The organism is Curtobacterium sp. SORGH_AS_0776, from assembly GCF_031453355.1.
In the GTDB taxonomy this organism is placed as follows: Bacteria; Actinomycetota; Actinomycetes; order Actinomycetales; family Microbacteriaceae; genus Curtobacterium.
This window is the reverse complement of record NZ_JAVIYU010000001.1, coordinates 1,467,597-1,492,815: the sequence shown is the minus strand read 5'-3', so window position 1 is coordinate 1,492,815 and position 25,219 is coordinate 1,467,597. Positions and strand designations below refer to the sequence as shown.

The 25,219-nt window shown below is 71.5% G+C and carries 22 protein-coding genes and 2 pseudogenes; 8 read left to right on the top strand and 16 right to left on the bottom strand.

The annotated features are described in order from the left end of the window. Positions 1-38: 38 nt before the first annotated feature. Positions 39-197 (bottom strand): hypothetical protein, encoded by a 159-nt coding sequence (locus QE359_RS07555; protein WP_209080197.1) that lies wholly within the window; start codon positions 195-197, stop codon positions 39-41. Further along, positions 194-322: a hypothetical protein gene (locus tag QE359_RS07550; RefSeq protein WP_280635412.1), complete on the bottom strand. Its 129-nt coding sequence runs from the start codon at positions 320-322 to the stop codon at positions 194-196. The genes QE359_RS07555 and QE359_RS07550 overlap by 4 nt, the downstream gene beginning before the upstream one ends. 230 nt (positions 323-552) lie before the next feature. Between QE359_RS07550 and QE359_RS07545 the strand changes: the two genes are divergently transcribed. Beyond that, positions 553-1,590 (top strand): zinc-binding alcohol dehydrogenase family protein, encoded by a 1,038-nt coding sequence (locus tag QE359_RS07545; protein ID WP_309778667.1) that lies wholly within the window; start codon positions 553-555, stop codon positions 1,588-1,590. Between the two features lie 12 nt (positions 1,591-1,602). Here the strand turns inward: QE359_RS07545 and QE359_RS07540 are convergent, their stop codons facing one another. Then, the gene (locus tag QE359_RS07540; protein WP_309778665.1) at positions 1,603-2,151 is read right to left on the bottom strand and encodes a hypothetical protein; all 549 of its coding nucleotides are present in this window, start codon (positions 2,149-2,151) and stop codon (positions 1,603-1,605) included. Positions 2,152-2,323: 172 nt separating this feature from the next. Between QE359_RS07540 and QE359_RS07535 the strand changes: the two genes are divergently transcribed. Then, complete coding sequence (locus QE359_RS07535; RefSeq protein WP_309778664.1) at positions 2,324-3,169, top strand: helix-turn-helix transcriptional regulator; 846 nt, start codon at positions 2,324-2,326, stop codon at positions 3,167-3,169. A 23-nt stretch (positions 3,170-3,192) separates the two neighbouring features. Here the strand turns inward: QE359_RS07535 and QE359_RS19075 are convergent, their stop codons facing one another. The 5 genes and pseudogenes from QE359_RS19075 to QE359_RS07520 form a co-directional block, all read right to left on the bottom strand. Then, positions 3,193-3,525, bottom strand: coding sequence for a response regulator transcription factor (locus QE359_RS19075; protein ID WP_396127724.1), 333 nt, complete (start codon positions 3,523-3,525; stop codon positions 3,193-3,195). A gap of 1,912 nt (positions 3,526-5,437) precedes the next feature. After that, positions 5,438-5,926: pseudogene (locus QE359_RS19070) on the bottom strand (ATP-binding protein); the annotation flags it as partial. Positions 5,927-5,984: 58 nt separating this feature from the next. After that, positions 5,985-7,310: an FtsX-like permease family protein gene (locus tag QE359_RS07530; RefSeq protein WP_309778663.1), complete on the bottom strand. Its 1,326-nt coding sequence runs from the start codon at positions 7,308-7,310 to the stop codon at positions 5,985-5,987. Next, positions 7,307-8,026, bottom strand: a complete 720-nt coding sequence (locus tag QE359_RS07525; RefSeq protein ID WP_309778661.1) for an ABC transporter ATP-binding protein — start codon at positions 8,024-8,026, stop codon at positions 7,307-7,309. The genes QE359_RS07530 and QE359_RS07525 overlap by 4 nt, the downstream gene beginning before the upstream one ends. Positions 8,027-8,065: 39 nt before the next feature. Then, entirely contained in the window at positions 8,066-10,342 is a 2,277-nt protein-coding gene (locus QE359_RS07520; RefSeq protein WP_309778660.1) for a helix-turn-helix domain-containing protein, read from the bottom strand. Between the two features lie 122 nt (positions 10,343-10,464). Here QE359_RS07520 and QE359_RS07515 point away from each other — a divergent pair, with 122 nt between their 5' ends. Continuing rightward, positions 10,465-11,307, top strand: a complete 843-nt coding sequence (locus tag QE359_RS07515; protein ID WP_309778659.1) for a helix-turn-helix domain-containing protein — start codon at positions 10,465-10,467, stop codon at positions 11,305-11,307. Positions 11,308-11,330: 23 nt separating this feature from the next. On the opposite strand, the gene QE359_RS07510 is transcribed toward QE359_RS07515, so the two are convergent. Together QE359_RS07510 and QE359_RS07505 are read right to left on the bottom strand one after the other, a co-directional pair. Beyond that, a complete protein-coding gene (locus tag QE359_RS07510; RefSeq protein ID WP_309778658.1) occupies positions 11,331-13,553 on the bottom strand; it encodes a helix-turn-helix domain-containing protein in 2,223 nt (740 codons plus the stop codon). Positions 13,554-13,595: 42 nt separating this feature from the next. After that, entirely contained in the window at positions 13,596-14,939 is a 1,344-nt protein-coding gene (locus tag QE359_RS07505; protein WP_309778656.1) for an MBL fold metallo-hydrolase, read from the bottom strand. A 153-nt stretch (positions 14,940-15,092) separates the two neighbouring features. Between QE359_RS07505 and QE359_RS07500 the strand changes: the two genes are divergently transcribed. After that, complete coding sequence (locus QE359_RS07500; RefSeq protein WP_309778655.1) at positions 15,093-15,920, top strand: helix-turn-helix transcriptional regulator; 828 nt, start codon at positions 15,093-15,095, stop codon at positions 15,918-15,920. A 60-nt stretch (positions 15,921-15,980) separates the two neighbouring features. Here the strand turns inward: QE359_RS07500 and QE359_RS07495 are convergent, their stop codons facing one another. Beyond that, a complete protein-coding gene (locus QE359_RS07495) occupies positions 15,981-16,949 on the bottom strand; it encodes an alpha/beta hydrolase (protein WP_309778654.1) in 969 nt (322 codons plus the stop codon). 13 nt (positions 16,950-16,962) lie between these two features. Then, the gene (locus tag QE359_RS07490) at positions 16,963-17,832 is read right to left on the bottom strand and encodes an SDR family oxidoreductase (protein ID WP_309778653.1); all 870 of its coding nucleotides are present in this window, start codon (positions 17,830-17,832) and stop codon (positions 16,963-16,965) included. 98 nt (positions 17,833-17,930) lie between these two features. Between QE359_RS07490 and QE359_RS07485 the strand changes: the two genes are divergently transcribed. Then, a complete protein-coding gene (locus QE359_RS07485) occupies positions 17,931-18,497 on the top strand; it encodes a TetR family transcriptional regulator (RefSeq protein WP_309778651.1) in 567 nt (188 codons plus the stop codon). Positions 18,498-18,515: 18 nt separating this feature from the next. Here the strand turns inward: QE359_RS07485 and QE359_RS07480 are convergent. From QE359_RS07480 to QE359_RS07470, 3 genes and pseudogenes are all read right to left on the bottom strand, one after another. Beyond that, positions 18,516-18,845, bottom strand: a pseudogene (locus QE359_RS07480) (transcriptional regulator); the annotation flags it as partial. A 270-nt stretch (positions 18,846-19,115) separates the two neighbouring features. Beyond that, a complete protein-coding gene (locus QE359_RS07475; protein ID WP_309778650.1) occupies positions 19,116-19,742 on the bottom strand; it encodes a flavodoxin family protein in 627 nt (208 codons plus the stop codon). A gap of 228 nt (positions 19,743-19,970) precedes the next feature. Then, positions 19,971-20,576 (bottom strand): TetR family transcriptional regulator, encoded by a 606-nt coding sequence (locus QE359_RS07470; protein ID WP_309778649.1) that lies wholly within the window; start codon positions 20,574-20,576, stop codon positions 19,971-19,973. Between the two features lie 79 nt (positions 20,577-20,655). Here QE359_RS07470 and QE359_RS07465 point away from each other — a divergent pair, with 79 nt between their 5' ends. Continuing rightward, the gene (locus tag QE359_RS07465) at positions 20,656-21,507 is read left to right on the top strand and encodes an MBL fold metallo-hydrolase (RefSeq protein ID WP_309778648.1); all 852 of its coding nucleotides are present in this window, start codon (positions 20,656-20,658) and stop codon (positions 21,505-21,507) included. A 698-nt stretch (positions 21,508-22,205) separates the two neighbouring features. Next, positions 22,206-23,393 carry a hypothetical protein gene (locus QE359_RS07460; protein WP_309778647.1) on the top strand — a complete coding sequence of 396 codons (1,188 nt, stop codon included), beginning with the start codon at positions 22,206-22,208 and terminating at the stop codon, positions 23,391-23,393. 16 nt (positions 23,394-23,409) lie between these two features. On the opposite strand, the gene QE359_RS07455 is transcribed toward QE359_RS07460, so the two are convergent. Next, the gene (locus QE359_RS07455; RefSeq protein WP_209080225.1) at positions 23,410-24,225 is read right to left on the bottom strand and encodes a helix-turn-helix transcriptional regulator; all 816 of its coding nucleotides are present in this window, start codon (positions 24,223-24,225) and stop codon (positions 23,410-23,412) included. Between the two features lie 154 nt (positions 24,226-24,379). On the opposite strand from QE359_RS07455, the gene QE359_RS07450 reads away from it, so the two are divergent. Then, complete coding sequence (locus QE359_RS07450; protein ID WP_309778644.1) at positions 24,380-25,219, top strand: SDR family oxidoreductase; 840 nt, start codon at positions 24,380-24,382, stop codon at positions 25,217-25,219.

Sequence of the window (25,219 nt, the reverse complement as noted above, 5' to 3'; positions counted from 1 at the left end):
TTCCCTTGCGGGGACCGGGCCGTCGAACGTGCGCGGCCTCACCGCGACGGCACGAAGAAGTCGCCGTAAGCGGGCTCGTCCGGCAGCGAACGCTCCGCCGCCATCACGGCGATCTCGCGAGGCGATCGGAGGCCGCGTCGGCGCCACTGGTCCGGGTCGGTACGCAGCACCTCGAGCACCGCACGCAGCGGGGTCACGAGCGGACCTCCGGGCGCCGGGTGACCGCCGGCGCGAGCGGGAGCAGCAGCGTCCGGAGGACCGGCGGGGCGACGTCGGCCCCGACGTGGGACGTGGCGGGGACGGGCGGGTGCGGGATCCTCATCGGTGCTCCTCGGTCGGGGTCGCTCCACGGCGACGATCCAGACGCTACGGTCGCGCGACACCACGGCACGTGTCCCCCCGAGGACCATCTCCCTGGCAGGGTCAGGGACCGACGAGGGTGTCCCCGGCAGAGGCACGCGACCCGCGACACGGCAGACGTACCGTGCCGGGAGAGGCGACCCACGCCTCCCGGCGGTGGCCCCGCCGGCCGCGTCCCGCACGGAGGAACCCATGACCACGACCGACCCGAGCACCCGCACCGCCGGCACCGTGCCCACCTCGACCCGCGCCTTCCTCGCCCAGGCCGGCCGCTCGATCCGCGACGAGGACGCGTTCGTCGCCCTCGACGTCCCGCTCGCCCCGCTGCGCCCGCACGACCTGCTCGTCCGCGTCGAGGCCGTGTCCGTCAACCCGGTCGACACGAAGAGCCGTCACGGTCTCCGCTCGGGCACGAAGCAGCTCGGATGGGACGCATCAGGTGTCGTCGAGGCGATCGGCTCCGCGGTGACCCGCTTCGCCGTCGGCGATGCCGTCTGGTATGCCGGAGCACTCGACCGGCCAGGGACCAACGCCGAGCTGCACGTCGTCGACGCGCGGATCGTCGGTCGCCGTCCCACATCGCTCGACCACGCCGCGGCCGCGGCACTCCCACTCACCGGCATCACCGCATGGGAGACGCTCTTCGAGCGGTTCCGTCTGACGGAGCAGAGCACCGGCACGCTGCTCGTCGTCGGAGCCCCCGGAGGTGTCGGCTCGGTACTCGTGCAGCTGGCGAAGGCGCGCACCGGACTGACGGTCGTCGGCACGGCCGGACGCCCCGAGAGCCGCGAGTGGGTGACCACCATGGGCGCGGACCACGCGGTCGACCACCGCGACCTGGTGCGGAACGTCCGGGCGGTCGCGCCCGAGGGTGTGCGGTACGTCTTCACGGCGCACTCGGCCGGCAACGTCCAGGCCTTCGCCGAGCTGCTCCGACCGTTCGGCGAGGTGACCGCCATTGACGACCCGCGTGGCCTCGACCTGTACCCGCTCAAGCGGAAGTCCGTCGCCTGGCACTGGGAGCTCATGTTCACCCGGTCGTCGTTCGGCACGCCCGACATGAGCGAGCAGGGACGGCTCCTCGACGCACTCGCGGACCTAGTGGACGCCGGTCGCGTGCGGTCCACCGTGACCTCGGTGGTGCAGGGGTTCGACGCGGAGGGCTTGCGGGAGGCACATCGACAGGTGGCCGGCGGGACCACGATCGGGAAGGTCGTGGTCTCGCGCTGAGGATGCCCGCCGTCAGGCGGGCAGCGAGTCGGCGAGACGTGCGAGCCGCTCAGCCGACCGCTCGTCCGCACCGCGCCAGACAAGCAGAATGTCGCCGTCCGGGCCGGGCACCGCGAACCGGTGGTAGGCGAGCACGAGGTGACCGACCAGAGGGTTGTCGAAGCCGACGAAGCCGCTCGGGCCGACGTCGCCCGGCTCGGCCCAGAGCCGGGCGAAGTCCGCGCTGCGTGCAGCGAGTTCTCCGACCAGTTCGACGAAACCACGGTCTTCGTCGTGCTCGTCGAGCGACCGCCGGAGCTCAGCGGCGAGCCGGGAACCGATCGGCGTCGCGTCGGCCGGGTCCGGTGCCACTCGGAACAGCGGGGCACCGTCGGGCTGCAGGAAGGCCGCGCGCGCCAGGTTCGTCCCGGGCCGGAACGACGGGTGCACAGCGTGCAACAGGTCGTTGGCGACGTGGACCGTGAGGTGCCGGTCGTACACCGCTGCCGGCACGGTGCGCCAGGGCAGGACGAGCCTCGCGAGCAGTACCAGCCGGTGGTCGGCGTCATCGTCCGTGCTCACGTACCGGAGCGTACGGCCGGCCCGGGAGGACGACGTGTCCCCGGCAGGGACACGTTCCGGCGAGGCAGAGATGTGGTCATTCGACGGATGCTGCGGAAGCGGCGGGAACGCCATCGTGGAGACACGGTCCCCGAACGTCCGCGGGGAACGCTGGCCCGACCCGGGAGGCTCCGTGACCCCTACGTCCGCACATCTCGGCGCCTACCTCCGGGCGCGTCGGGCGCTCGTCCGTCCGACCGACGTCGCGATCATCGCCTCCCGGACCCGACGCGTCCCGGGCCTCCGACGCAGCGAGGTCGCGCAGCTCGCCGGCATCAGCCAGGAGTACTACCTCCGACTCGAACAGGGGCGCGACCGCCGGCCCTCGCACCAGGTGCTCACCGCGATCGGACGAGCCCTCCTGCTCGGCCCGGTGGCGGTCGAGCACATGCACCGTCTCGCGCGGCTCGACGACGACGCCCCGTTCCCCGCGACCGCAAGCGCTCCGGTGCTCGAGGGACTGACCGGCCTCGTCGACGGGTTGACCGACCTGCCGGCACTCGTCGTCAGTGCCGAGCAGGACGTCCTCGCCGCGAACCTGCTCGCGCAACTGGTCCGCCCCCGGCTGCTGCCCGGGAGCAACCTCCTGTTCGAGCACTTCTCGACGCGAGGGCGCGCGGATGCCGTCGCGTGGACGGACGACGCCCACCGTGCTGTCGCCAACCTGCGGTTCCACGGCGACCCGAGGAGCGCGCGCTACCAGGAGGTCGTCGGCACCCTGGCGATCCGCGACGAGACGTTCCGGAGCCTGTGGGCTCGTCACGACGTCGAGCGACAGGTCACCTGGCCCGTGCGGATGCGATTCGGGACATCCGGCCCGCTCGACTTCGTCTGCCATTCGCTGACCGTCCCGGGCGGCAGCGGCCAGTCGCTCATCACGATGACGGCAGAGTCCGGCACCGCAGGTGCTCGGTTCCTGCAGCGGGCCAAGGAGCGCTTGCAGACGGTGACCGCTCCTGGCGCTGAGCACGTCGCGTGAGCGGAGAGAACGCCGCTGGGAACTCACTCCGTGGGGTCGGAGGGCCCGAGGACACCCATCAGTTGGGACCGGCGGCTGATGCCGAGCTTCGTGAACGCGCGGGACAGGTGGGCGGCGACCGTGCGGTGGGACAGGTACACCTCGTCCGCGATCTGCCGGTTGGTCCGTCCGGTCGAGGCCCATGCGGGACACCAGGAGTTCCTGCGGCGTGAGCAGGTCCGCAGCCGTCGGCCGTGCCTGACCGCGGGCCGGCAACCCGCCCGCTGCGCGCAGTTCCGTCCGCGCTCGCACTGCCCACGAGCGGGCGCCGATGCCGTCGAACAGCCGAACGGCCTCCGCGAGCTGTTCACGCGCATCGACGATCCGTCGGACTCGACGGAGCCGTTCGCCCAGGTGGAGTCGTGCCACGGCCAGGTCGAACGGCACGGTGCTCGGTGCCCCGGACCCGACAGCGGCCCACAGGTGCTCCAGCGCCTCGCCGTCGTCGACCGCCAGCAGCCCTCGGGCACGCACGACGAGCAACCGCAGGTGCGCGGAGTCGGTTGCGTCCACGACCGGCTCCGCGTCGTCGAGCCACCGGAGCACCGGGGCGACGTCCCCGACCCGGAGTGCGGACTCGACGAGGTCGGCACCGGCCCACAGTGCGATCGGGCGATTCACTGCGGTTCGCGCGTGGTGTGCGAGCGCGTCCTCGTGACGCCCCTCGTCAACCGCGAGGAGTGCCTCCGCCCAGGCAGCGGTCGCGACGATGCGCGCGAACTCCCGAGCCACCGGGATGCGCGTGAGTGCGTCGAGACGAACCCGGGCAGCGTCCCGGTCGCCAGCACGAGCCAGTGCCCGAGCAGCCTCGGCGAGCGCCATCCCGGTGACCACGGGCAGTTCCAGCTCCTCGCTGAGGCGCTCAGCGCGGTCGGCGTCGGCCAGTCCGTCCCGCAGGTGGCCCGCCGTGATCCGTGGAGCGGCACGTCCGCAGAGCGCAGTCGCCTCGTCACTCGTCCGTGCAGCCTCGTGGAAGAGGCGAACACCCGCTGTCCAGCACCGATCCGACAGCGCCATGTCGCCGGATTCCTCGGCAGCGAAGGCGAGGCAGTTGACGATGACGCCGTCGGTCGCTTGCGCGCGATCGAGGAACCGGTCGACCGTCGCTTCGTCGAGACGCCGCCCGGTCCGCACGAGCGCCAGGGCGACGTCGGCGAGCACCGCGTCGTCCTGGTCCCCGTGCCCAGGTACCGTGCGCTCGACGGTCGACGCGACCAGTTCCCGGACACCGTCCGACTCCTGGTGGATGTAGCACTTTGCCGCCGCCCACAGCAGGACTTCGGCACGCTCCGTGGCGTCGGACCGGGTGTCGGCGAAGGCGACGAGTTCCCCCGCGCTTCGACCTCGGTGGTCCGCGGTCATGCTCAGCATCCACTCGGCGCGTGCGAACCGGTGCTGAACCCGGGAGTCCGAGAGCTCGGCGAGCGGCTTGGCGCGGGTCAGGAGCACGGACGCGTCGCTCGAGACGCCCGCTCGTCGGGCAGCCTCCGCCGCTTCCACCAACCGGTTCGCCTGGTGGGTGGGGTCAGGAGAGAGGTCTGCCGCGCGTCGCCATGCGATCGCGGCCTCTGCAGGCGCCCCCTGTCGGAGGGCCGCCTCGGCGACGCCGACGAGCTCCGCTGCGACGGACTCGTCGAGGCCGACCGTCGCTGCAGCACGGTGGAGGGCACGACGGTCCGGGGCGCGGACCGCTCCCGCGAGGACGCGATGGGCTGCACGGCGCCGGACCGGGCCCGCAGCGTCGTAGTGCGCGGAACCGACCAGAGGGTGATGGGGAGCGACCCGGTCCCCGTCACGCCGCACGAGTCCTTGGCGCTCCAGAGTTGCGAGGTCACCGGGCGCGAGGCCGGCCGCTGACACGGCTTCCTCGAGCTCCCGTATCGTGGCGTCCTCGCCGGCTGCCACCAGGAGCAGCGCGTCCTGCGCTCCCTGCGGGAGGACTCGGACGCCGTCGAGGAGCCGCCGCTTCAGGTGCGCGGACATCCGTTCGGGGCTTCCCGACAGCGCCCTGCCCGCGCCGTCGGCGGAGAACTCGAGCAACGCCAGTGGGTTGCCGTACGACTCCCGCTGGACTCGTGAACGTTCCTGCTCGGGCAGGTGGCCTGCTACCTCGGAGAGTAACCGGGCCGCAGCGGCGTCGTCGAGCGGCCCGAGACGGATGACGGTCGGGAACGAGTCCGCCGGGTCCGGCGACTGCTCCGTCCTCCTCGAGGCGGCGACGAGCAGGACCCGGAGCGCGGGCAGGCGCGGAGCCGCGAAGAGCAGCGCGTCCACCGACGTCCGGTCCATCCAGTGCAGGTCGTCGACGAAGAGCACCACCGTGCCGTGGGCACTTGCTTCCTCCAGGAGTCCGAGGACGGCGACCCCGAGCACGAGGCGGTCCGGTGCCGGTCCGCTCGTCCGGCCGAAGGCGACTTCGAGCGCGGACGCCTGTCGTTCCGGGAGGGCGTCGATGTACGCCGTGAGCGGGGTGAGCAGCTCGTGCAGCGCTCCGAACGCGAGGTCCGTCGCGCTCCTGACGCCGCGCGCTCGCAGGACGAAATCCCCACGTCCTCCGGCGACCACAGCCGCGTCTGCCAGGAGCGCGGTCTTCCCAATGCCGGGCTCCCCCTCGACGAGGACTGCGCTGCCCTGACCGGCACGCGCAGCGTCGAGCGCGTCCGTGATCAGTCGGGCCTCGGCGTCGCGGCCGACCAGTCGGTGGATGCGTTCGGGCACGTGCAGAGCTTACGTCCGGTCGGGCCGAGACTGAGCGAGTCCGAGGTGGTGGCGCGACTCAAGCCTGGACGGGACCGCGACGACGACTGGCGGGGAGCGCTGGCAGCACCGAGGAGACGACCACGAGCCCCGTCGAGAACACGGCCACGGCGCCGAGCAGCGCCATGGGGAAGATCGGCCGCGCTCCGGGGTACTCCCCGACGAGCACCGCCCACTCGGCGGTGACCGCGACGGCGACCACCGCCGCGGCGACCAACGTCCCCGTGACCCCGAGGACGAGTCCCTCGAGCGCCGCGACCCGGACCGGCAGGCCAGGCGAGGCGCCGATGGCCCTGAGTTGGTCGCGTTCCCGGGCACGGTCTCGGGCGGCCATCGCCGCGGTGGCCGCCGCCCCGATGGCAGCCAGGAGCACCGGGCCGCTGAGGACGAGCACCGTTGCCCCGGCCCCGCCGGGCGTATCGGCACCGATGGCACTCGCCGCGGTCCGCTGCCCGCCGACCAGCGCGGTGGGCAGTCCGACCGCCACCAACAACGCGGCAAGCGTCGTGTCGCTTCGTGTCGACGACCACCGCACCGCTGCGCGCGCCAGCCCGAAGGCCACGGAAGCCCCGGTGGGCACGATGGCGGTCCAGACCCGCACGGCGGGTGTGCCGACGGTGCGGCCCAGCACGGCCACCGCCGCGACCAGCACCGGGCCGATCAGGAGCGCTGGGGCTGCTCCGTCCGGGATCGACGCTGGCACCCCGGCGAGCATGCTCCCTGCGAGCGCCACGAGCAGGACGGCGACCGTGGCTCGGACGGCGGCTGAGCGACGGCTCACCGTCGGAGCCCCGAGCCCCGTTGACGGCGAGGTGGCTGCCGCACGCCTGCTGCCCGACGCACCGGCGAGGATCGCAGCTCCAGCCGTGACCACGACGACCACGAAGGCTTCACCCCAGGACGGCGCCACCCGGACGTCGGCAAGCCCGTTCGAGTCGAGGAGTGCCGCGGACACCGCTGGCGGAACGACGCCCACGGCCACGGCCGTACCGGCGACCGCGCCGGCCGTCGACACCAGGGCCGTCTGCAGGAGCATCGTCCATCGGACTCCGCGGGGCGTGACACCGGCGAGCTGCCAGAGCCCGTAGGTCCGGTCGAGGAGCGCCGCCGTGAGCCTGACGATGGCCGAGACGACCACCAGGACGGCGATGAGCGCGAACGCTGCCGTCGTGCCTGCGATGGACAACATCGCCAGACCCCGAACGTCCGGGGTCTCCAGCCCGCCCACGACGAGCGTGCCGGGGACCGACCCGGCGATCGCGGCCACAGCACAGACCGCGAACAACCCGCACCAGACCCGCCACGACGACCGGAGGTCGGCGACGGCCAGCTGTGCGGTGATCATGCCGGATCCGCCGCGTGCTCGACGGCGGCGAACAGGCCGTCCACGTCCGGACGGATCAGGTCCGCGTGCACGAGGCCGTCGCGCAGGACCAGGGCACGGTCCGCGCGGGCCGCTGCGGCGAGGTCGTGCGTCACCATCACGACCGACCGCTCGCCCGCTGCGGTCCGGCGGAGCAGGTCGAGCACCCGCGCACCCGCGACGGTGTCGAGTGCGCCCGTGGGTTCGTCGGCGAAGACGACCTCAGGACGGGCGACGAGCGTGCGGGCGATGGCGACCCGCTGCTGCTGGCCGCCGGACATCGCGTCCGGCCGCTGGTCCGCCGCGTCGAGCAGTCCCACCGCGTCCAGTGCGGCGTCGACCGTCCGCCGGTCCGCCGGACGCTTCGCCAGTCGTGCCGGCAACGCAACGTTATCCCGCGCGGTCAGGGCGGGGAGCAGGTTGTACGACTGGAAGACGAACCCGACCCGCCCGCGGCGGTACCGGGCCGAGCGTTGCCGCGAGAGACCGCGGAGGTCGACACCGTCGAGCTCGACCACACCCCGCAGCGGCGTCTCGAGCCCGGACAGGCAGGCGAGGAGCGTGCTCTTGCCGGAGCCGCTCGGCCCCACGATGGCGAGCATCTCCCCGCGGTCGACCTGCAGGGACACCCCGCGCAGGACGGGACGTCCCTGGCTGGCGGGCGTCGGGTAGGCGTGCTCGAGGTCGCGAGCGCGCACGATCGGTTGGTGGTCCGGGTGTGGCTGCACCGCGGCAGGCTAGTCGGCGACTGGCGTGCCCAGCCTGCCCCCGGTGGGGGCACCTTCCACGTCGGCGTCGCTCGTCGACGAGTCCGGTTCGGGCGCCGTCGTCCGCCGAGCGCGGTCGACCAGCTCGGTGAGTTCGCCCAGCACGGCGAGCGCCTGCGCATCCGCGCGGTCCGGGTCGACGAGTGCGATCGCCCGCTCGGCGTCAGCCAGAGCGTCCTCCACCGCCCCCGTCCCGAGCAGCGCCTCGGCACGCTGCCGCAGGGCCCGGGCCGCACCGGTGTCCCACGACATCCCGGCAGCGATGCCGAGCCCGGTGTCCGCGGCGTCACGGGCCTCGTCCCACCGGCCGAGCGCGTTCGCCGACTTCGCGATCTCCTCGAGTGCCACCGCCCGGGTGAAGGCCACGCCGGCTTCGTCCTGGGGTGCCCGGTCCAGGTCGTCGAGCACCGCGCGGAAGGCGTCGATCGCCTCCTCGTGGCGCCCGAGCAGGTGGAGCGCCGCACCGGCCATCGACCGGCACTGCACGAGCGCGGCGTCGTCCCCGGCGCGCTCGTTCCCGTTGATTGCGGACTGGATGTGGGGCAGGGCGAGCACCGGCTGCCGGAGGGCGAGGTGCGCCCAGGCGACGTGGTACTCGGCGTTGGCGACGACCAGGTCGTCGTCGACGGTCTCCGCCGCGGCGAGCCCTGCGGTCGCCAGTTCGAGGGCTCCGTCCCGGTCACCCACCTCCATGAGCGCGGCCCAGGTCTGCAGCCCGAGGAGGCGGGACTCGGCCGCCCGGTCGCCGATCACACGAGCGGCGTCGACCGCCCGCCCGAAGAGCGCGTACCAGCGCCCCCACGCCGGCCAGAGGTTGGAGAACCACTGCAGCTCGCCGGCCACCCGGACGAGCGCCGCGGGGTCGGGACCGGCTGCGAGCGTGCGGAACGCGGGCCACCAGTGGTCGACCTCCCCGACGATCCAGCGCCTCGCCACCTCCGGCGTCGTGATGTCGGACGCGGGACCGGCGTCGGGGGCGAAGCAGCGTGCCGCGTCGGACAGCCTGCCGAGCACCGCGGCGTGGAGACGAGCCCGCCGCCCCGCACGTGCGTCTCCCCCGTCCTCCGCGTCGAGCTGCCCGCGGCCGAACGCCCGGAGCAGGTCGTGCACGCGGTACCGGTTCCCGCCGCGGGGCTCGACGAGACCGAGGTCGACGAGGTCCTCGAGCGCGTCCTCTGCCGTCGCTGTGTCGAGCCCTAGGGCAGCCCCGCCGGTCCAGGCGTCGAAGGTCGACCCGTCGATGACGGACAGAGACCGGAACACGCGGGCTGTCCGTTCCGGGAGCTGCCGGTAGGAGACGACGAAGGCGGCCTCGACAGAGCGGTCACCGTGGTGGAGGACCCCGAGCCGCGCGTCCTCCTCGGCCATCGCCCGGAGGAACCGGTCGAGGTCCGCTCCCGGAGCTGCCACCCGACTACCGGCGATCCGCAGTGCGAGCGGGACGCCGGCGCACCGGTCGACCAGGGCGGACAGCGACGGGTTGCCTGCGGCGTCGGGGACGATGCGCTCGAGCAGGGACACGCCGTCCCGGTGTGCGAAGGGCCCGACCGTCACCCGGAGCCCCGCGTCCAGACCGGCGAGCAGCCGTCGCGCGGTGACGAGCACCGGGGCAGACGGGCCGCTCGCCTGCACCACCGGTCGCACCTGCGCCTCGTCCGCCGCGTCGTCGAGGAGCACTGCATGACCGCGCTCGTCGCGGAGCGCCCGCCACCGTGCGGCGGCCGCGTCGAAGTCGGTCGGTGCGTCCTCCGCTCCGTCCGTCGCGATCGAGATGAGACGGCGCAGCACGTCGAGCGGGGACAGCGGCGACGTCAACTGCCCTCCGAGGTCCACGTGCAGCCAGGTGCCGCCGCGCACGCGGAGCGCCTCCGCCGCCAGCGTGCTCTTGCCGACGCCGGGGCCGCCCGACACGACGACCACCGCCTGGTGGTCGTTGTTCAGTCGGTCGAGGATCTGCCGGAGTTCGGACTCTCGGCCGGTGAAGTCGTCGACGGGGTCGGGCGCGGCCGTCGTCGTTGTCCGCCGCTGCCGGCCGATGCCGAGCAACGCGTCCCGGTCGGCGCGACCGACGTCGAGCGCCGACGCGATCGCCTCGAGCGTGGCACGCTGCGGGCGACGTGCTACGCCCCGCTCGATGTCCCCGATCGTGCGCACGCCGACCCCGGCCCGGTCGGCGAGGTCGGCGAGGGTCAGGCCTGCCTCTGCGCGCATGCGGCGGAGGACCGCTCCGTCGGTCGGTGCGGTCACGGTCTCCTCGATTCCTGCCTGCGTTCTGCATGGTGCGGACGCCGGCCGACTGGTGGGCTGTTCATCGTCATCTTGCAGCACCGGAGACAGGTGCCGCACCGCCGACGAGAGGGAGCGCCGCAATGCCGACCACCGCGACACCGCTGGGCGAGTACCTCCGGGCGCGCCGAGCCCTCGTGCAGCCGACGGACGTCGGGATCGTCTCGCTGACACCCCGCCGCGTCGCGGGTCTCCGTCGCGACGAGGTGGCGCAGCGCGCCGGGATCAGCCAGGAGTACTACCTGCGACTGGAGCAGGGACGAGACCGCCAGCCGTCCGACCAGGTGCTGCTCGCGCTCGGTCGTGCACTGCGGTTGGACGGCGCGGCCGTCGACCACATGCGCCGCCTTGTCCGCATCCAGACGGGCGAGCTCACGCCGGACGCCCCCGCGTTTCCCGGCTCGGCGACGACGGCGCTGGCCGGCCTGCTCGACCAGTGGACCGGCACGCCCGCTTACGTCATGGACGGCAACCAGGACGTCCTCGTCGTGAACCCGCTTGCACGAGCGATGACCGGCGGGGCACTGCGCCCGGGCGTGAACCTGCCGTTCGCCGTCTTCTCCGCGGCCGCCCGGGCCGCGATGGAGGACTGGCCGGAGGCGGCCGAACGCACCGCGGCGACGCTGCGGTACGGGAGTGATCCGCGGGACCGCCGCCTGCAGGAGATCGTCGGCACGCTGTCGATCCGTGACGAGGAGTTCCGGAGACTGTGGGCGCGACACGACGCGCGCCCCTACCTGAACGGCTCCATCGAGCAGGAGGTGCACGGGCACGGCCCCGTCACCCTCCGGTGTCAGACGCTCGAGATCCCCGGCGCCCGACGACACGTGCTCACGGCCTTCCACGCTCCCGCCGGCTCGCACGCGGCCGAGGTGCTCGCCGCGCTGCGGGAGGAACTGACAGCGCAGCGGAGGGTGGCCGTGTGACGCCGTCCCCCGTCGGGAAGGGGTCAACCGGCGGGACCGGTGAGGTCTTCGCGCAGTGCGGCGAGCTCGCGCTGCAACGCGTCCAACCGCGCAGGACGCACCCGCGCCGGCAATGCCTCCAGAGCGCGTTCCACGTCACGGAGTGCGTCGTCCCGGCGTCCCAGTGACGTCAGGACGGCGGCGCGGGTGCGCAGCAGCAGCCCGAGCGACGTCCCGGTGTCGAGCGGGACGGCGGCGAGACCGGCGTCGAGGACGTCGAGTGCGTCGTCCGCCTCGCCTGCGGCGAGGAGCGACGTGGCCAGCTCGGCGCGCGCGAGGGCCTGCGCGTACCGGACGCGCTCGTCCACCGGGTCGAGGCCCGCGACGATGCCCGCGACGGTCGTCCGGAGCTCCGCGACCGACTCGGCGTGCCGCCCCTGCGCACGGAGGACGACCCCGAGCAAGCCGCGGGCCTGGTGCAGGAAGACCGGGTCGGGATCGGCCTCGAAGCCCACGACCGCGGCGCGCACGTGCGCCTCGGCGGCCTCGGTCTCACCGAGCTCCAGCGCCGCCCACGCGACGTGGTAGTGGCCCCACGACACGAGGTGCCCGACGCCCGATCGTTCAGCCGCGCCGAGGGCCTCCGCCGCGTGCCGTGCCGCGAGGCGGTGGTCCGCCCGCTCGATGTGCGCCGCCCAGGCGAGGTGACCGCCGATGGCGGACGCAGCGGCGTCGTCCCCGGTCGCGCTCGCGGCGTCCTGCGCGAGCAGGTCGAGTTCGTACCACCTGCCCCAGTCCGGCCAGAGGTTCGCGACCCACTGCAGCACGCTCGTCAGGGTCAGCACGGTCTCGTGGCGTCCGTCGGCCGCCGCGCGCTGGAACGCCGGCCACCAGTGGTCGACCTCGGCCACGACCCAGTCCCGTGCCGCCTGCTGGTCCGCGTCCGGCCGGGACACCGGGGCCCTGCCGGGGACGACGAACGCCGACCCCGCAGCGAGCAACCGGTCGAGCAGCCACCGGTCCAGGCGTGCGCGGACCGCTGCCTCGGCGGTCGAGTCCTCGCGGAGCCGGTCGGAGGCGAACAACCGGATGAGGTCGTGCACCCGGTAGCGGTCGGCACCCCGCTGTTCGACGAGCCCGAGGTCCACGAGCTGTTCGAGGCGTTCCTCGGTGTCGCGCGGGTCGTCGGCGAGTGCCGCCGCGACGACCTGTGCGTCGAAGGTGACCCCGTCGAGGGCTGCGGTCGTGCGGAACACCGCCGCCGTCGGCGGGTCGAGGTCGTCGTGGGAGACCGCGATCGCCGCCGCGACGGACACGTCCCCCGCGACGAGCAGCGCCAGACGACGGTCGGCCGAGCGCAGCCGGACGACGAGGTCGGCGGCGCTGGTCGCCGGTCGGCTCGCGATCCGGTTCGCCGCGACCCGGAGCGCGAGCGGGAAGCCGTCGCACAGGGCTACGAGCTCCGCGACCGAACCGTCGTCGCGCTGCCCCGGCGGGATCACGTGTTCGAGGAGCAGCCGTGCGTCCGCCGGTGCCAGCACGTCGAGGGCGACCCGTTCGGCGTCGAGTCCCGCGAGCGACCGGCGCGAGGTGGCGACGACGGTCACCCGGCCCTCGACGAGGACGGGCCGCACCTGGTCCTCACCGGAGACGTTGTCGAGGTGGACGAGGACGCGCTCGTCCGCGGCGACCTCGGCCCATCGGGCACGGGCGGCCGCGAGCGTCCCCGGCGGGTCCCCGGGGTCGCACTGCCGGAGGACGCGCTGCAGGACCTCCAGCGCGGTCGAAGCGGGTCGGCCGTGACCCGCGAGGTCGACGAAGACCCGCCGCCCCTGCCCGGCGGCACGCGCGAACGCCTCGGTGACGAACGAGGTCTTGCCGATCCCGGGTGGGCCGGACACGACGACGACACGGACGGGATCGGGTGCACCGGTCGCCGGGGACCGGTCGAGGAGTCCGACGAGTCGGTGCAGCTCGGCACCGCGGCCGGTGAAGTCGACGACCCGCGCCGGCCGGAAGTCGGTGCGGCCACCGTCCGGTCCAGGCGCCACCAGCGGAGCGCGGAGCCAGCGGCGTGCCGCGTCGTCGAGCCCCAGCCCGGACACCAGGGCCTCGACGGTGCGCGGCTGCGGGTGCAGGCTCTTGCCGCGCTCGATGTCGCTGATCCCGCGGACGCTCACACCGGACCGCTCAGCGAGTGCCTCGAGCGTCATGCCGGCCGCCAGTCGCAGCGTGCGGAGCCGCGTTGCGAGTTCCGAACCGCCCACGACGTTCCTCCCGGTCACTGCCAGTTTAATGGGCGCGCTGGCTCAGTCGAGGGTGGTGCGGTGCGGCTCCTCGTCCTCCCCGCCCCGGGGCAGCAGGTCGGGGAACTCCGAGGGTGCGTGCGCCCTGCCGGGCGTGCACAGCGCGACGGCCGACGCCTCCAGTGTCGAGCGGTTCCCGTGATCCGGCCACCGAGCGGCCATCTGGGCCACGAACGCGGACGGGTCCGTGCTCGTGGCGAGCACCGCCTCGACGTCCTCGAGGTAGCGCCGGAGGTCGTCGACCTGCGGTCCCGCCGCGTCGGACGCCGCGTCCGGGTGCCGGTGCCCCGCGACGACCCAGGCAGGGCGCAGTGCCTCCACGAGGTCGAGCGACCGCCACCACCGACGCCGGGACGCGCCGTCGGTGCCGATCAGCCACGGGTGCACGCGGTTGTACACGAGGTCGCCGCCGACCAGCGCGTCGAGGTGCCGGACGGAGACCACACTCGTGGGGCGCCCACCGACCTCGCCGACGTCGAACAGCTGCAGCGTGTGCCCCTCCAGGTCGACGGCTCCGGCGGGGGCCGGGGTCGGGAGTGTCACCGTCGTCGGCAGACGGCCCGGGAAGAGCGTCTCCCACCGGGAGCGCAGCACGGGTGCGGTGTGCGCACGCGCCTGCTCCGCCACGTCGGCGACAGCGATGGCCACGGCGTCGGGGAACGCCCGGAGCACCTGCCCGAGTCCGAAGAAGTGGTCCGCCTGCCCCTGCGTCACCACGACCGCGCGGAGCCGCTTCCCCGTCCCGCGGATCCACGCGACGAGGTCGTCGGCCTCGTCCACCGTCATGAGGGCGTCGACGAGGACGGCGTCGCGCTCACCGGCGATGAGCGTCGCGGTCGTCGGCGACCAGGTCGCGGTCCCGGTTCCGTCGAGACCGGTCCGCGCGATCGGCCGGTAGCCGCCCAGCCAGACGTCCATCGTGAGCGGCGGCAGGACGCGCCCACCGGCGGCACGCAGGCGTTCGGCGAGCCAGTTCCCCACTCGCTCCCGGTCGGCCGGGGAGCGGCTCGCGAGCCCTTCGGTGCTCCACGTGACGAGACTGCCCGCGCCGTCCTGCGACACCCGCACGACAGCGTCGAGATCGTCGATCGCCGACCCGCCGGGGACCCGCGCGCGGTACGCGACGATGCCGTCCGGACCACCGCTGGAACGTTCCTCGACGACGCCCAGGTCCGCCGACGACCGGCGGACCCAGCGGCTCTCGCCGGGCACGAGGACCTCGACCGATCCGCCGGCGCTGACGTGCGCGTCGGCGAAGTCCACGAACCGGGACCACACCTCGGTCGGCGTCGACGCGAACCTGGCCGCGACCGTGACGTGCGCGCGTCGTACCGGTGTTCCCTGCACGGCTCTCCCTCCGGACTCGCCAGACGGTACGGAACCGGGGAGCCCCGAGGGTGTCCCTGCCGGGGACAGTCGGCGCGCTTCGGCCCCACGGATGCGCCAGGATCGACAGGGGCGCCCACGCCGGTGCCGACGAGGACGAAGAGAGGACCGGTCGTGAGCACAGCTTCGCCGCTGGGCGACTACCTCCGCGCACGGCGCGCGGCGACCCGCCCCGAGGACGTCAGCGTCCGGTCGCTGACGCGGCGCCGGGTCCCCGGCCTCCGCCGTGACGAGGTGGCCCGACTCGCCGGTATCAGCCAGGAGTACTACCTCCGCCTCGAGCAGGGCCGCGACCGCACGCCGTCCGACCAGGTCCTGCAGGCGCTCGCGCGCGCGTTCCGCCTCGACGACGCGGCGGCGCAGCACATGGCACGGCTGAGCACGGCACAACCCTCCGACATCGCGGCGGCCGAGGCCGCGGTCTCCACCGAGGCGATGTCGGCGATCCTCGACTCATGGGCGAACACGCCCGCCTACATCATCAACTCGCGGCACGAGGTGGTGCTCTCGAACGCCCTCGCGCGGTGGGTCGTGCCCCTCGGACTCGAGGTCGGGATGAGCATCCCGGAGGTGGTCTTCACCCGACCCGAGGTCCGGGCCCTGCCGACCTGGCCGGCGCTCGCCGACCGCACCGCCCGCCGCTTGCGCTTCTACGGCGACCCGTACGACGAGCATCTCCACGCGACCGCGGCCCGGCTCGCCGCGCTCGACCCGGTGTTCCGCGACCTGTGGAATCGACACGAGGTCGACCCCTACTACGACGGCGACGTCCGGCCGTTCGTCGAGGGGTACGGCCAGGTCCCGCTGCGCCACCAGACGTTCGTCGTGCCGAACACCCCCGGCTACCTGCTCTGCGCCTACCACGCGGTCCCGGGGTCGACGAGCGCCGAGGCGCTCGAGCACCTGTCGCGACGCATCTCCGGCGAGGCCGCGAGGGTCTGAGCGGCCGCACGTCGGACGGGAGGCGCGTGGCGGTGCCGCCACGCGCCTCCCGTCCGTTCCTCATCCCTTCCGGAGGAGCCGCTCCAGCCAGCTGGTCCGTGCGGCCGTGGCCGCTCGGGAGACCGCAGCCGCCGGGACGATCTGGTCGAACCCGTGGAAGCCGCCTGACCAGACGTGCAGCTCGGCCGATCCGCCGGCGGCCCAGATGGCCGACGCGAAGGCGACGTCCTCATCACGGAGGAGTTCCGCGGATCCGACGTCGATGAACGCGGGTGGGAGGTGCGACAGGTCGGTCGCCAGCGACGGGGACGCGTAGATCGACGCTCCTTCCGTGCCACGGCGGGCGCCCAGGTAGGCGTCCCACGCGGTCTCGGTGCTGGTCCGGTCCCAGGTGCCGGCGGAATCGTCGTGGTGGCTGGATACGGTGTCGTTGCGCTCGTCCAGGAGGGGGTACATGAGGACCTGCCCGAGCACGTCCGGGCCCTTCCGGTCCCGCGCCAGCAGCGCCAGGCCGGCGGTCAGACCGGCACCCGCGCTCTCACCCGCGATGACGATCCGAGCGGGGTCGACCCGGAGTTCCGCCGCGTGGTCGGCGGTCCAGACGAGACCGGCGTACACGTCCTCGATCGGAGCCGGATCCGGGTGCTCCGGCGGCCGACGGTACTCGACCGACACGACGACCGCGTCGAACCGTTCGACCCAGTCGAGGTACACCCCGGCTCCGACGAAACGGTCACCGCCGATCAGGCCACCGCCGTGGGTGTGGAAGATCCCGGGCCCGGGACGGGTGTGGTCCGTACGTTCGAAGACCGAGACCGTCAGGTCGGGTGCGCCGACAGGTCCGGGGATCGACCGTACGGTGTGGAGGATCGGCCGACCGGCGATCGTCTCCTCGATCGGCGGAGAGGTGGTCAGCGCCCGGAACGTGTCGACGTCGTCGAGCGTGACGTTCTTCGGGACGAGCCCGTCGAGCACGGGCAGGACGGCTTCGAGCTCGGGATCGAACGGTGGTCTGGGCTGCGATGTCATGTCTGTGCCGCCGTCAGATGATCCGCTCGAGCGGAGCGGTGCCCGCCGGGACGTTGAGCGTCTGCCAGAGCGGGCTGGGCGAGCCGAGCGCGAAGGCCTGGAACTCCGTCCAGTAGTCCTCGATTCCGAGAAGGCGCTTCATGCGTGGGATGGCGAGCGCGTCCGGGCCGGCGTAGTAGTGCACCTTGTCGGTGCGTCCGTCGGTCGCCGCCGTGTACACGACGTCGCCGACGACGGACGGCTCGGAGCCGGACTCCGGGACGTGGTCGAAGAACGCCTGGATCTGAGCGGTGTAAGCGTCCACCTCGATGTCGGGCCCGTCGATCTTGCTGAAGATGCGGGTCGCGTGCTGTCCCGGCAGCACCGCCTTCACCTGCACACCGAAGGGATGCATCTCGACGTTGAGGGCCTCGCTGATCGTCAGCACGGCGGCCTTCGACGCGGAGTACACCGAGGTGTAGGGGTACCCGCCCTCCGCACCGATCGACGCGATGTTGACGACGACGCCGGACTGCTGCGTCCGGAACACGGGCAGGAACGCCTTTGTCAGGGCCAGGAGCCCGAACACGTTCGTCTGGAACTGGCGGTGGATCTGCTCCATGCTCGACGCTTCGAGCGGGCCCATCTGGAAGTACCCGGCGTTGTTGACGAGGACGTCCACACCTCCGAACGCCGCCACGGCGTCGGCAGCGAACGTCGGCGCCGCCGCCTCGTCGTCGACGTCCAGCAGGAGCGTCCGCACGTTCTCGAGCTCGGCGTACAGGCCGAGCTGCTCGGGGTCGCGAACGGTGGCGACCACGTTCCACCCCTCCCGCGCGAACTTCTCGACGGCGGCCTTGCCGAGGCCGGACGACGTGCCGGTGACGACTGCTGTCTTGGTCATGCTGCTGCTCCTAAGTAAGTGTTCACTTGCAATACGTGACGACCCTACGGTGACGGAGCCGGAAGCGCAAGCAACCACTTACTCGCTAGGATTGCCGCATGGTGCGCAGCAGCGAGCAGACGCGGCAGCAGATCCTCGACGCCGCGATCGAGGAGTTCTCGACACACGGCATCGCCGGAGCGCGGGTGGACCGCATCGCCAAGGCCGCCGGAGCGAACATCTCCTCGCTCTTCCGCTACTACGGCAGCAAGGCGCAGCTGTTTGAGGCCGCCTTCGATGCGCTCGCGCTCGGCTCGATCGACGTCGTCCCCTTCGACGCCGAGGACCTCCCCGGCTACACCGGGCGGCTCATGGACCACTACCGCGCACATCCGGAGATCGTGCGGCTGTCCGCCTGGTACCAGCTCGAGCGGCCCGCGGAGGGCGTCCCTGCGCAGGTCGTCGTGTCCGAGCGGAGCAAGCTGGAGCAGATCGAACGCGCCCAGGCGGCCGGCACGATCACCCGGGAGCTGAGCGCCGTCGACCTGCTGAACGTCGTGCTGCACCTCAGCCTCGCCGCCACCGGCACCACGCCGATCCTCGCCGCGACGCCGATCGATCAAGCCGCAGCGCGACGGGCCGCGATGACGGCGGTGGAACGGCTCGTCGAACCGTCCGACCGCTGAGCCTGAGCGGCCGGGCCGTCAACCCAGCGACGACAGGAGCACGAGCTCGTCGGCGTCGGTGCTCCCCGACTCGGCGTCGTACATCACGACGACCAGGCCCTCGCTGCCGACAACGGCGAGCTTCTCCCGCCGCAGGGTGAGGTCGCCGACGGCGCTGTCGTGCACGACGCCGGTCGGACTCCCCACCCGGCTTACGTCCTGGCCGGCCCAGAGCTGACGGAAGCGCTCGCTCTTCATCGACAGCTCACCGATGATCACCTGGAAGCGCGGGTCGTCCTCCTCGGCGCCGGTGTCCGCGCGTAGCTGGGCGACGACGCTCGCCGTGGCCTGGTTCCGGTCCGGGTGCGCGGCCCGGAACCTCGACGGTCAGAACTCCTCTCCGACTGCTGTCGGATCCCACGGGGAAGGGAGGATCCGAATGGGCGCATCGACCCGCTGACGCGCGAAGACACCGGCAGTGGCTCACCCGGTCGTCGACGAGCTACTCGCCTTCGCCCACCAGTCGGCTTCCGGCGGTCTGCAGACGCGCGATGGAAAGTCGGCAGACCACGTCACGCTTCCACACGGATCTGCTGTTTCTGGGAAAGCAGCCCTGGGCCACGTGCACCGTCGCGCCAGTCATCGCGCGTACTCGGTGTTGATTGCTGCCGCAGCGCTGACAGCGCGCCGGCCGGCGATGAAGATCTCCGTCTGCCGAGCGACCTGTCGGCCGAGGTGCTCGGCGGTCTCGATGTCCGACGCGTGCATGGCATCGGGGGCGAGGTCGTTGTGCGTCTGACCGGCGGCACCCTGCCAGAACCCGAGGCGGTTCAGATCGTCCTCGGACTTGTCCGCGAAGTTCCAGCCCGCGGGAAGCGCGAGATTGATCCAGATCATGTGGTGTTGCGCTGCGAGTGCTTGGAAGAACCCAAGCGTGTTCGACTTGTCGCCGCTCTTGGACCCGGAGTTGGTGAAGCCCGCGGCGAGCTTGTCGGCCCACGCGCTCCGGAAGAACCGTCCTCCTGTGAGTTCAGCGAACTTGTGGAATTCGGCCGACGCTCCACCCATGTAGGTGGGCGATCCGAAGACGATGGCGTCTGCTGCGTCAAGAACCTCCCAGTCATCGTCACTCAACCTGCTGACGTCGATGCGGGTGACGCTGGCGCTGCGATCTGCCGCGCCCCGGCCAACCGCTTCGGCGAGCACTGCAGTGTGCCCGTAACCAGAGTGGTAGGCGACGACGATCGATCCCGAGGTATCGGACATGGCGTTCCATTTCAGAGAGGAAGCAACGGCACCCACGAGGCACACGCTGCGTTGATGATTCCGACTACCTCACCGGCAGCACCCGAGCGAGTCACAATCAGCCCGGTTACCCCGAACGTATGACGAGGCGCGGTCGACAGCCTGCTCCTGATGGGGACAGGTCAACCATCCGGACGGTCGTGGAGTCATCTGCAGTTGACGATCTGCGCACCCTGGGCGACAGACGCACTACCGGCCGACGAAGTCGCGCACTTCGGTAATGGCTACGTCGAGTTCCTCGCCGATCCGATCGAAACGTTCGCTGTGGAACGAGGACACGAGCGCGCGCTCCCAGGCGAGCATCATCACGCTTGCGTGCAGCCGGGCCGCCGTCGCTCGATTGCCCACACGGGCGCGTTCCTCACCGGCGGCGGCAAGCGCATCAACCCACATGTCCTGCTGCTGGAGGTGTCGGCGCCGTAGGGCGGGCTCCGACCGGCCCAGACCGATGACCGTCGCCCATCGGTCCGGAGCAGCGCGGACGGAATCGACCGCGACCTGGAACGCCGCACGGAACGCCTCCAGGTCGCTCTCCTCTGCCGGTCGATCGGCCAGGGCATCCGCCACGGCGGAGCTGAGTGACTCGGTTGCCTGCAGCACGGCATCTTCCTTGGTCGGGAAGTACCGGAAGAAGGTCCGCTCGGACACCCCGACGGCTGCGGCGATGGCACTCACCGTGGTGCCGTCGAAACCAACCTCACGGACGAGGCGAACTGCAGCGTCTGTCAGCTCACCCCTGATCGTCTCGCGCATCCGCTCCCGGACACCTTTGGGTCGGGCTTCTCGCTGTTCCATGCCGCCATCGTACGATACAGTCACTTCCTGCCCACATGGCAGCCACTGTCACCAAGTCAGTTTCAGCGAAGGAAGAGTGATGAGCGACACGATCACGATCGGCGAGTACACGATCACAGCACTGCGGGACGGCGACTCCCACCTACCGGCGTCCGCCTACCCCGGAGCGAACTTCTTTGAGCACCCAGACACTCTCGACGCGTCAGGCACCCATCGGATCCGGATCGGGGCACACCTCGTGCAAGGGCCCGCCGGAACGCTCCTCATCGACGCAGGCGCCGGCGAATTGTCCATGCCGTTCCCGGCCGAGCTGGCGGAGCTGAACGGCCTCACGGACCCGCCGAGCCACATGGCGGAAGCAGGCTCGCTCCCCGCCGCACTGGCTGCGGCAGGCGTGAGCCCCGACGACATCTCGAAGGTTCTCGTCACGCATCTGCACCTCGACCACGTCGGCTGGATCATGCACGACGGCAAGCCTTTCTTCCCCAACGCGGAGGTGCACTACGGCGCGGCAGACTGGGCCCCGCTCGTGGAGGGTGCGCCGGATGGTGACCCGACCCGACCGCTGATGGAATCTGCTGCCGCCGCGGGAATCCTGCGGACCTTCGCGCCTGGGACGGCGGAAATCCTCCCAGGCATCACGGTTGCCCACGTTCCCGGGCACACGCCGGGTCACGTGACGATCGAAATCGAGTCCCAGGGGCAGCGAATCCTCTTCGTCGGTGATCTCATCGAGCTTCCGGCCCAGCTCAACGACCGAGGCATCCACTTCATGACGGATCACGATCGGGATCAGGCAGCTGCCGCTCGCGCCGCGCTGTTCGCGCGCGCCAAGGCTGACGGTATCGTCATCGCTGCGGCGCACCTCACCAACCCGACCTTCGGGATCATCACGGCCGACGACACCTGGGCAGACGCATCCAACTCATGACCGAGTGAGGCCTGGGCGCGTCTTCTCGGCGTACCCAGGCCTCGCCGTTCGCCGAAGTGATCTCAAACGCATGAGTCCTCGATCGTGCAGCCGCGCCCACGGTCGCCGCAGGCAGGAGCGGCGGGTTATCCAGGTCACAGGCGATCCACTCGCCGAGGCGCAGCGCGTCAGCTGTATCCGAGTCGCCCTGGACGTCGATGACGTCATCACCCTGATCACGATGGTCGGCGGAGCAAGCCCCCGGGCCCGACGCCGAGGAACCCCGTCACCTTCAGGAAGCGGTCGCCTTCGTTCTCGACGCCATCAGCGTGAAGCAAGACAGTGCGTCGTCGTGCCTTCCGAGCAGATGAAGCGCTGCGCCCGCCGTCGATCAACCTCACTGAGACATGTCGCTCGGGTGCCGGGAAGCGCGATCTGCTCGGCCCCGCTACGTGCTGCGCCGGCGGGGTGCGGCTCACCGCTGAAGATGTTCCCCCCGGGGACATGTGCCGAGCCGCCTTCTTTCGTAGGTTCGACAACAGCGCATGGCGGCAGACGTCACTGCTCCTCAGGGAGGAGCAAGCGTCCGCCGACGCGTCCTGGTCGGGATCGATCCACGGCCCCAGCACCCGCAATCGTCGGAGACACTCATGCACGCTCTTCCACGTCCGCTCGGAGCTCTCGAGCGGATGTACCACCGATTCTCCGAGCTGCACCCGATGCAGTTCGTCGTCGCAGCTCACTTCAAGGGTGCTGTCGAATCCCGGGCGCTGCGACACGCTCTCAGCGCCCTGCAGTCACATCATCCGGCCTTCGGAGCGCGAGTCGTCGAGACCGAAGCTGGACCCGAGATGCGGTCATCCGAGGACCCCATCCCGTTACGGAGCGCAGCAGCCGGCACTGCGTGGGAAAGAGAGGCAGCGAAGGAACTTGCGGACGCCTTCACGCTCGAACCCGACGATCCAACCGCACGAGCCGTTTTCATCGACGACGGCATCGATGGTGAGCGAGGAGCCACGGTGCTGCTCACGATGGTGCACTCGCTTGCAGACGGCCTTTCCGGGGCATCACTCTTGATCGACTTGTCGCGCGCCCTCAACGGCGAAGACCTCGGACCCGAAACACCGTCCGAGTCCCGCGAACAGGCGCTCGCGCGAGTCCCCGAACTCGACGAGGTATTACAGCTCGGCCCGCCTGCGGGTCCCCCGCCACTCGCCCACGACGAGTTGCGCGCGCTGCCCACGTTCCGTCCGTTCGACGGCGCTGAGGCGAAGATCTTCGCGCACACCCTCGATCAGGCCTTCACCACCGAGCTGCTGACGGCGGCGCGCAACGAGGGCACCACACTCCATGGCGCGCTGATCGCGGCGGCCGCGCGGGCATCGAAGGCAGCTCGGGGCACTGACTTCGTGCGGACGATGAGCCCGATCAGCCTTCTCCCGTTCATCGGCACGAAGGACGGGCCCGGCGTGTTCATCGCCGTTGCCCGGACAGGCGGCCGCCCGAATGGGCGGGACACGTTCTGGGAAGAAGCTCGCGAGAGCATCACCGCCCTGGCCCCCGCTCGAAGCACGGTCGGCATCGGTCGCTCTGTAGCCGCCATCGGCGCCGCAATGGACCCGCACGTGACGGCGGAGCGTGCTGAGGCGTTCATGGCGCGCGGAGCACTCGGCCTGGACGTCGTTGTGAGCAACCTCGGCACCACCCGGTTCCCCGCCGGCGGTGCCGTGACGGTTGACGCTTTCTGGGGGCCCCTCGTCCTGACACAGGTTGACGGCGAGCAGATGCTCGGTGCAGCTACCACGAACGGCCGCCTCGCCCTCGTCGCAGTCGGTTACGGCATGACGGAGGAGTTCCTGACCACCGTGATCGCTTCGCTCCGGGACGCAGTCATCGACGCACAGTGAGGCCTGGGAGGGTTGGTCAAGCCAGTGAGGCGAGCAGCCCGAGTTTCTCCGAGTCGGCGGTGCCGGGCTCCGCGTGGTACATCACCACAACGAGCCCGGGGCTGCCAGTCACTGCGAACTTCTCACGACGCAAGAGCAGATCGCCGACCTGACGATTGTGTATGACACCCGTCGGTGATCCCACCAGGCTGACATCGTGTCGCGCCCACAGCTGACGGAATCGCTCGCTCTTCATGGAGAGTTCCCCGATGAGCGCTTGGAACTGCGGGTCGTCCTCCTCAGCGCCGGTGTCGGCGCGGAGTTGCGCCACCACGCTCGCAGTGTTCTGATTCCAATCAGGATGCGACGCGCGCGTCTCCTCGTTGGTGAAGAGAGAGATCAGCCGGTTGGCCCCCACGATGAGAGCCGGCTCAAGCAGCGTCGCGAGGCGATTCACCACCAAGACGTCCCGGTACTGGTTCATGACGAATGCCGGCACGTTGACCGTGTCGATCAGCATTCGGACCCCATCAGGAACGCGTTGCGGCCGACGGCGCTTCGCCGGTCCGCGGCCCGGCCGCGCTCGCGCCAACTCCGTCACGTGCGCACGGCTTTGTTCATCGAGCTGGAGTGCAGATGCGATTGCCTCGATGACCTGGTCCGATGGGTGCTGATCACGACCCTGCTCGAGCCGAAGGTAGTACTCACTGCTGATGCCCGCCAGCAGCGCCACCTCTTCACGGCGAAGGCCAGGCACACGGCGGCGCTCACCTCGTGCCAAACCGACGTCCTCAGGGCGCAGCAGCTCGCGCCGGGCACGCAAGAACTCTGCAAGGGGCTTATGGGTGTCCACGCCCCGAGCGTACGGAGCATCCGAGCGCACTGGGCCACTCAACCTGTCCCTCCGACTACTGGTATGCGCAAGGACTTCCCGCGGTATTGGCGCCGACCGACGATGGTCTCCACGCCGGCCGGATCGGTCGGCGACATCCCGAAAGGAAAAAGCCATGCCTCAGCGCACCTGGTTCATCACCGGCTCGAACAGCGGTTTCGGACGGCTCATGACCGAGCAGCTCCTCGAGCGCGGCGACCGCGTTGCCGCTACCGCCCGCAACACCCAGTCACTCGACGACTTGGTGGAGCAGTACGGCGACCGCATCTGGGTCGCGCAGCTCGACGTCACGAACACCCCGCAGATCCGCGAAGTCGTGGAGCGGGCCTTCAGCGACCTCGGCACCATCGACGTCATCGTCAACAACGCCGGGTACGGCCTGTTCGGGGCCGCCGAGGAACTCACCGACGAGCTGATCGAGCACCAGCTCGGCACCAACCTCGTCGGCCCGATCCAGATCCTCCGCGCCGCGGTGCCGCACCTGCGCGCGCAGGGCGGCGGCCGCATCATCCAGGTCTCCACTTACGGCGGCCAGGCCACGAACCCGGGCGCCTCGCTCTACCACGCCAGCAAGTGGGGCGTCGAGGGCTTCATGGAGGGCAACGCGAAGGACCTCGCACCGTTCGGCATCGGCGTCACGATCGTCGAGCCCGGCAGTGCCGCGACCGGCTTCCGGGTCGGCAGCTCCCGTCTGCCCGAGCCGATGTCGGCGTACGACGGCACCCCCGCCGCGATGACCCGCGGCATCCAGAACCCCGCGCTTCCGTCGGTCAGCGACCCGGAGAAGGTCGCCGCGGCGATCATCGGTACCGTCGACCAGAACCCGGCGCCGCTGCGCCTGGTCACCGGGAGCGACTCCCAAAAGTACATCGCAGACGCGCTCCGCGATCGGCTCGCCGACATCGAGTCGCAGCACGACAGCGCCGCGCGGACCGACCTGCCGAAGGAAGCGTGA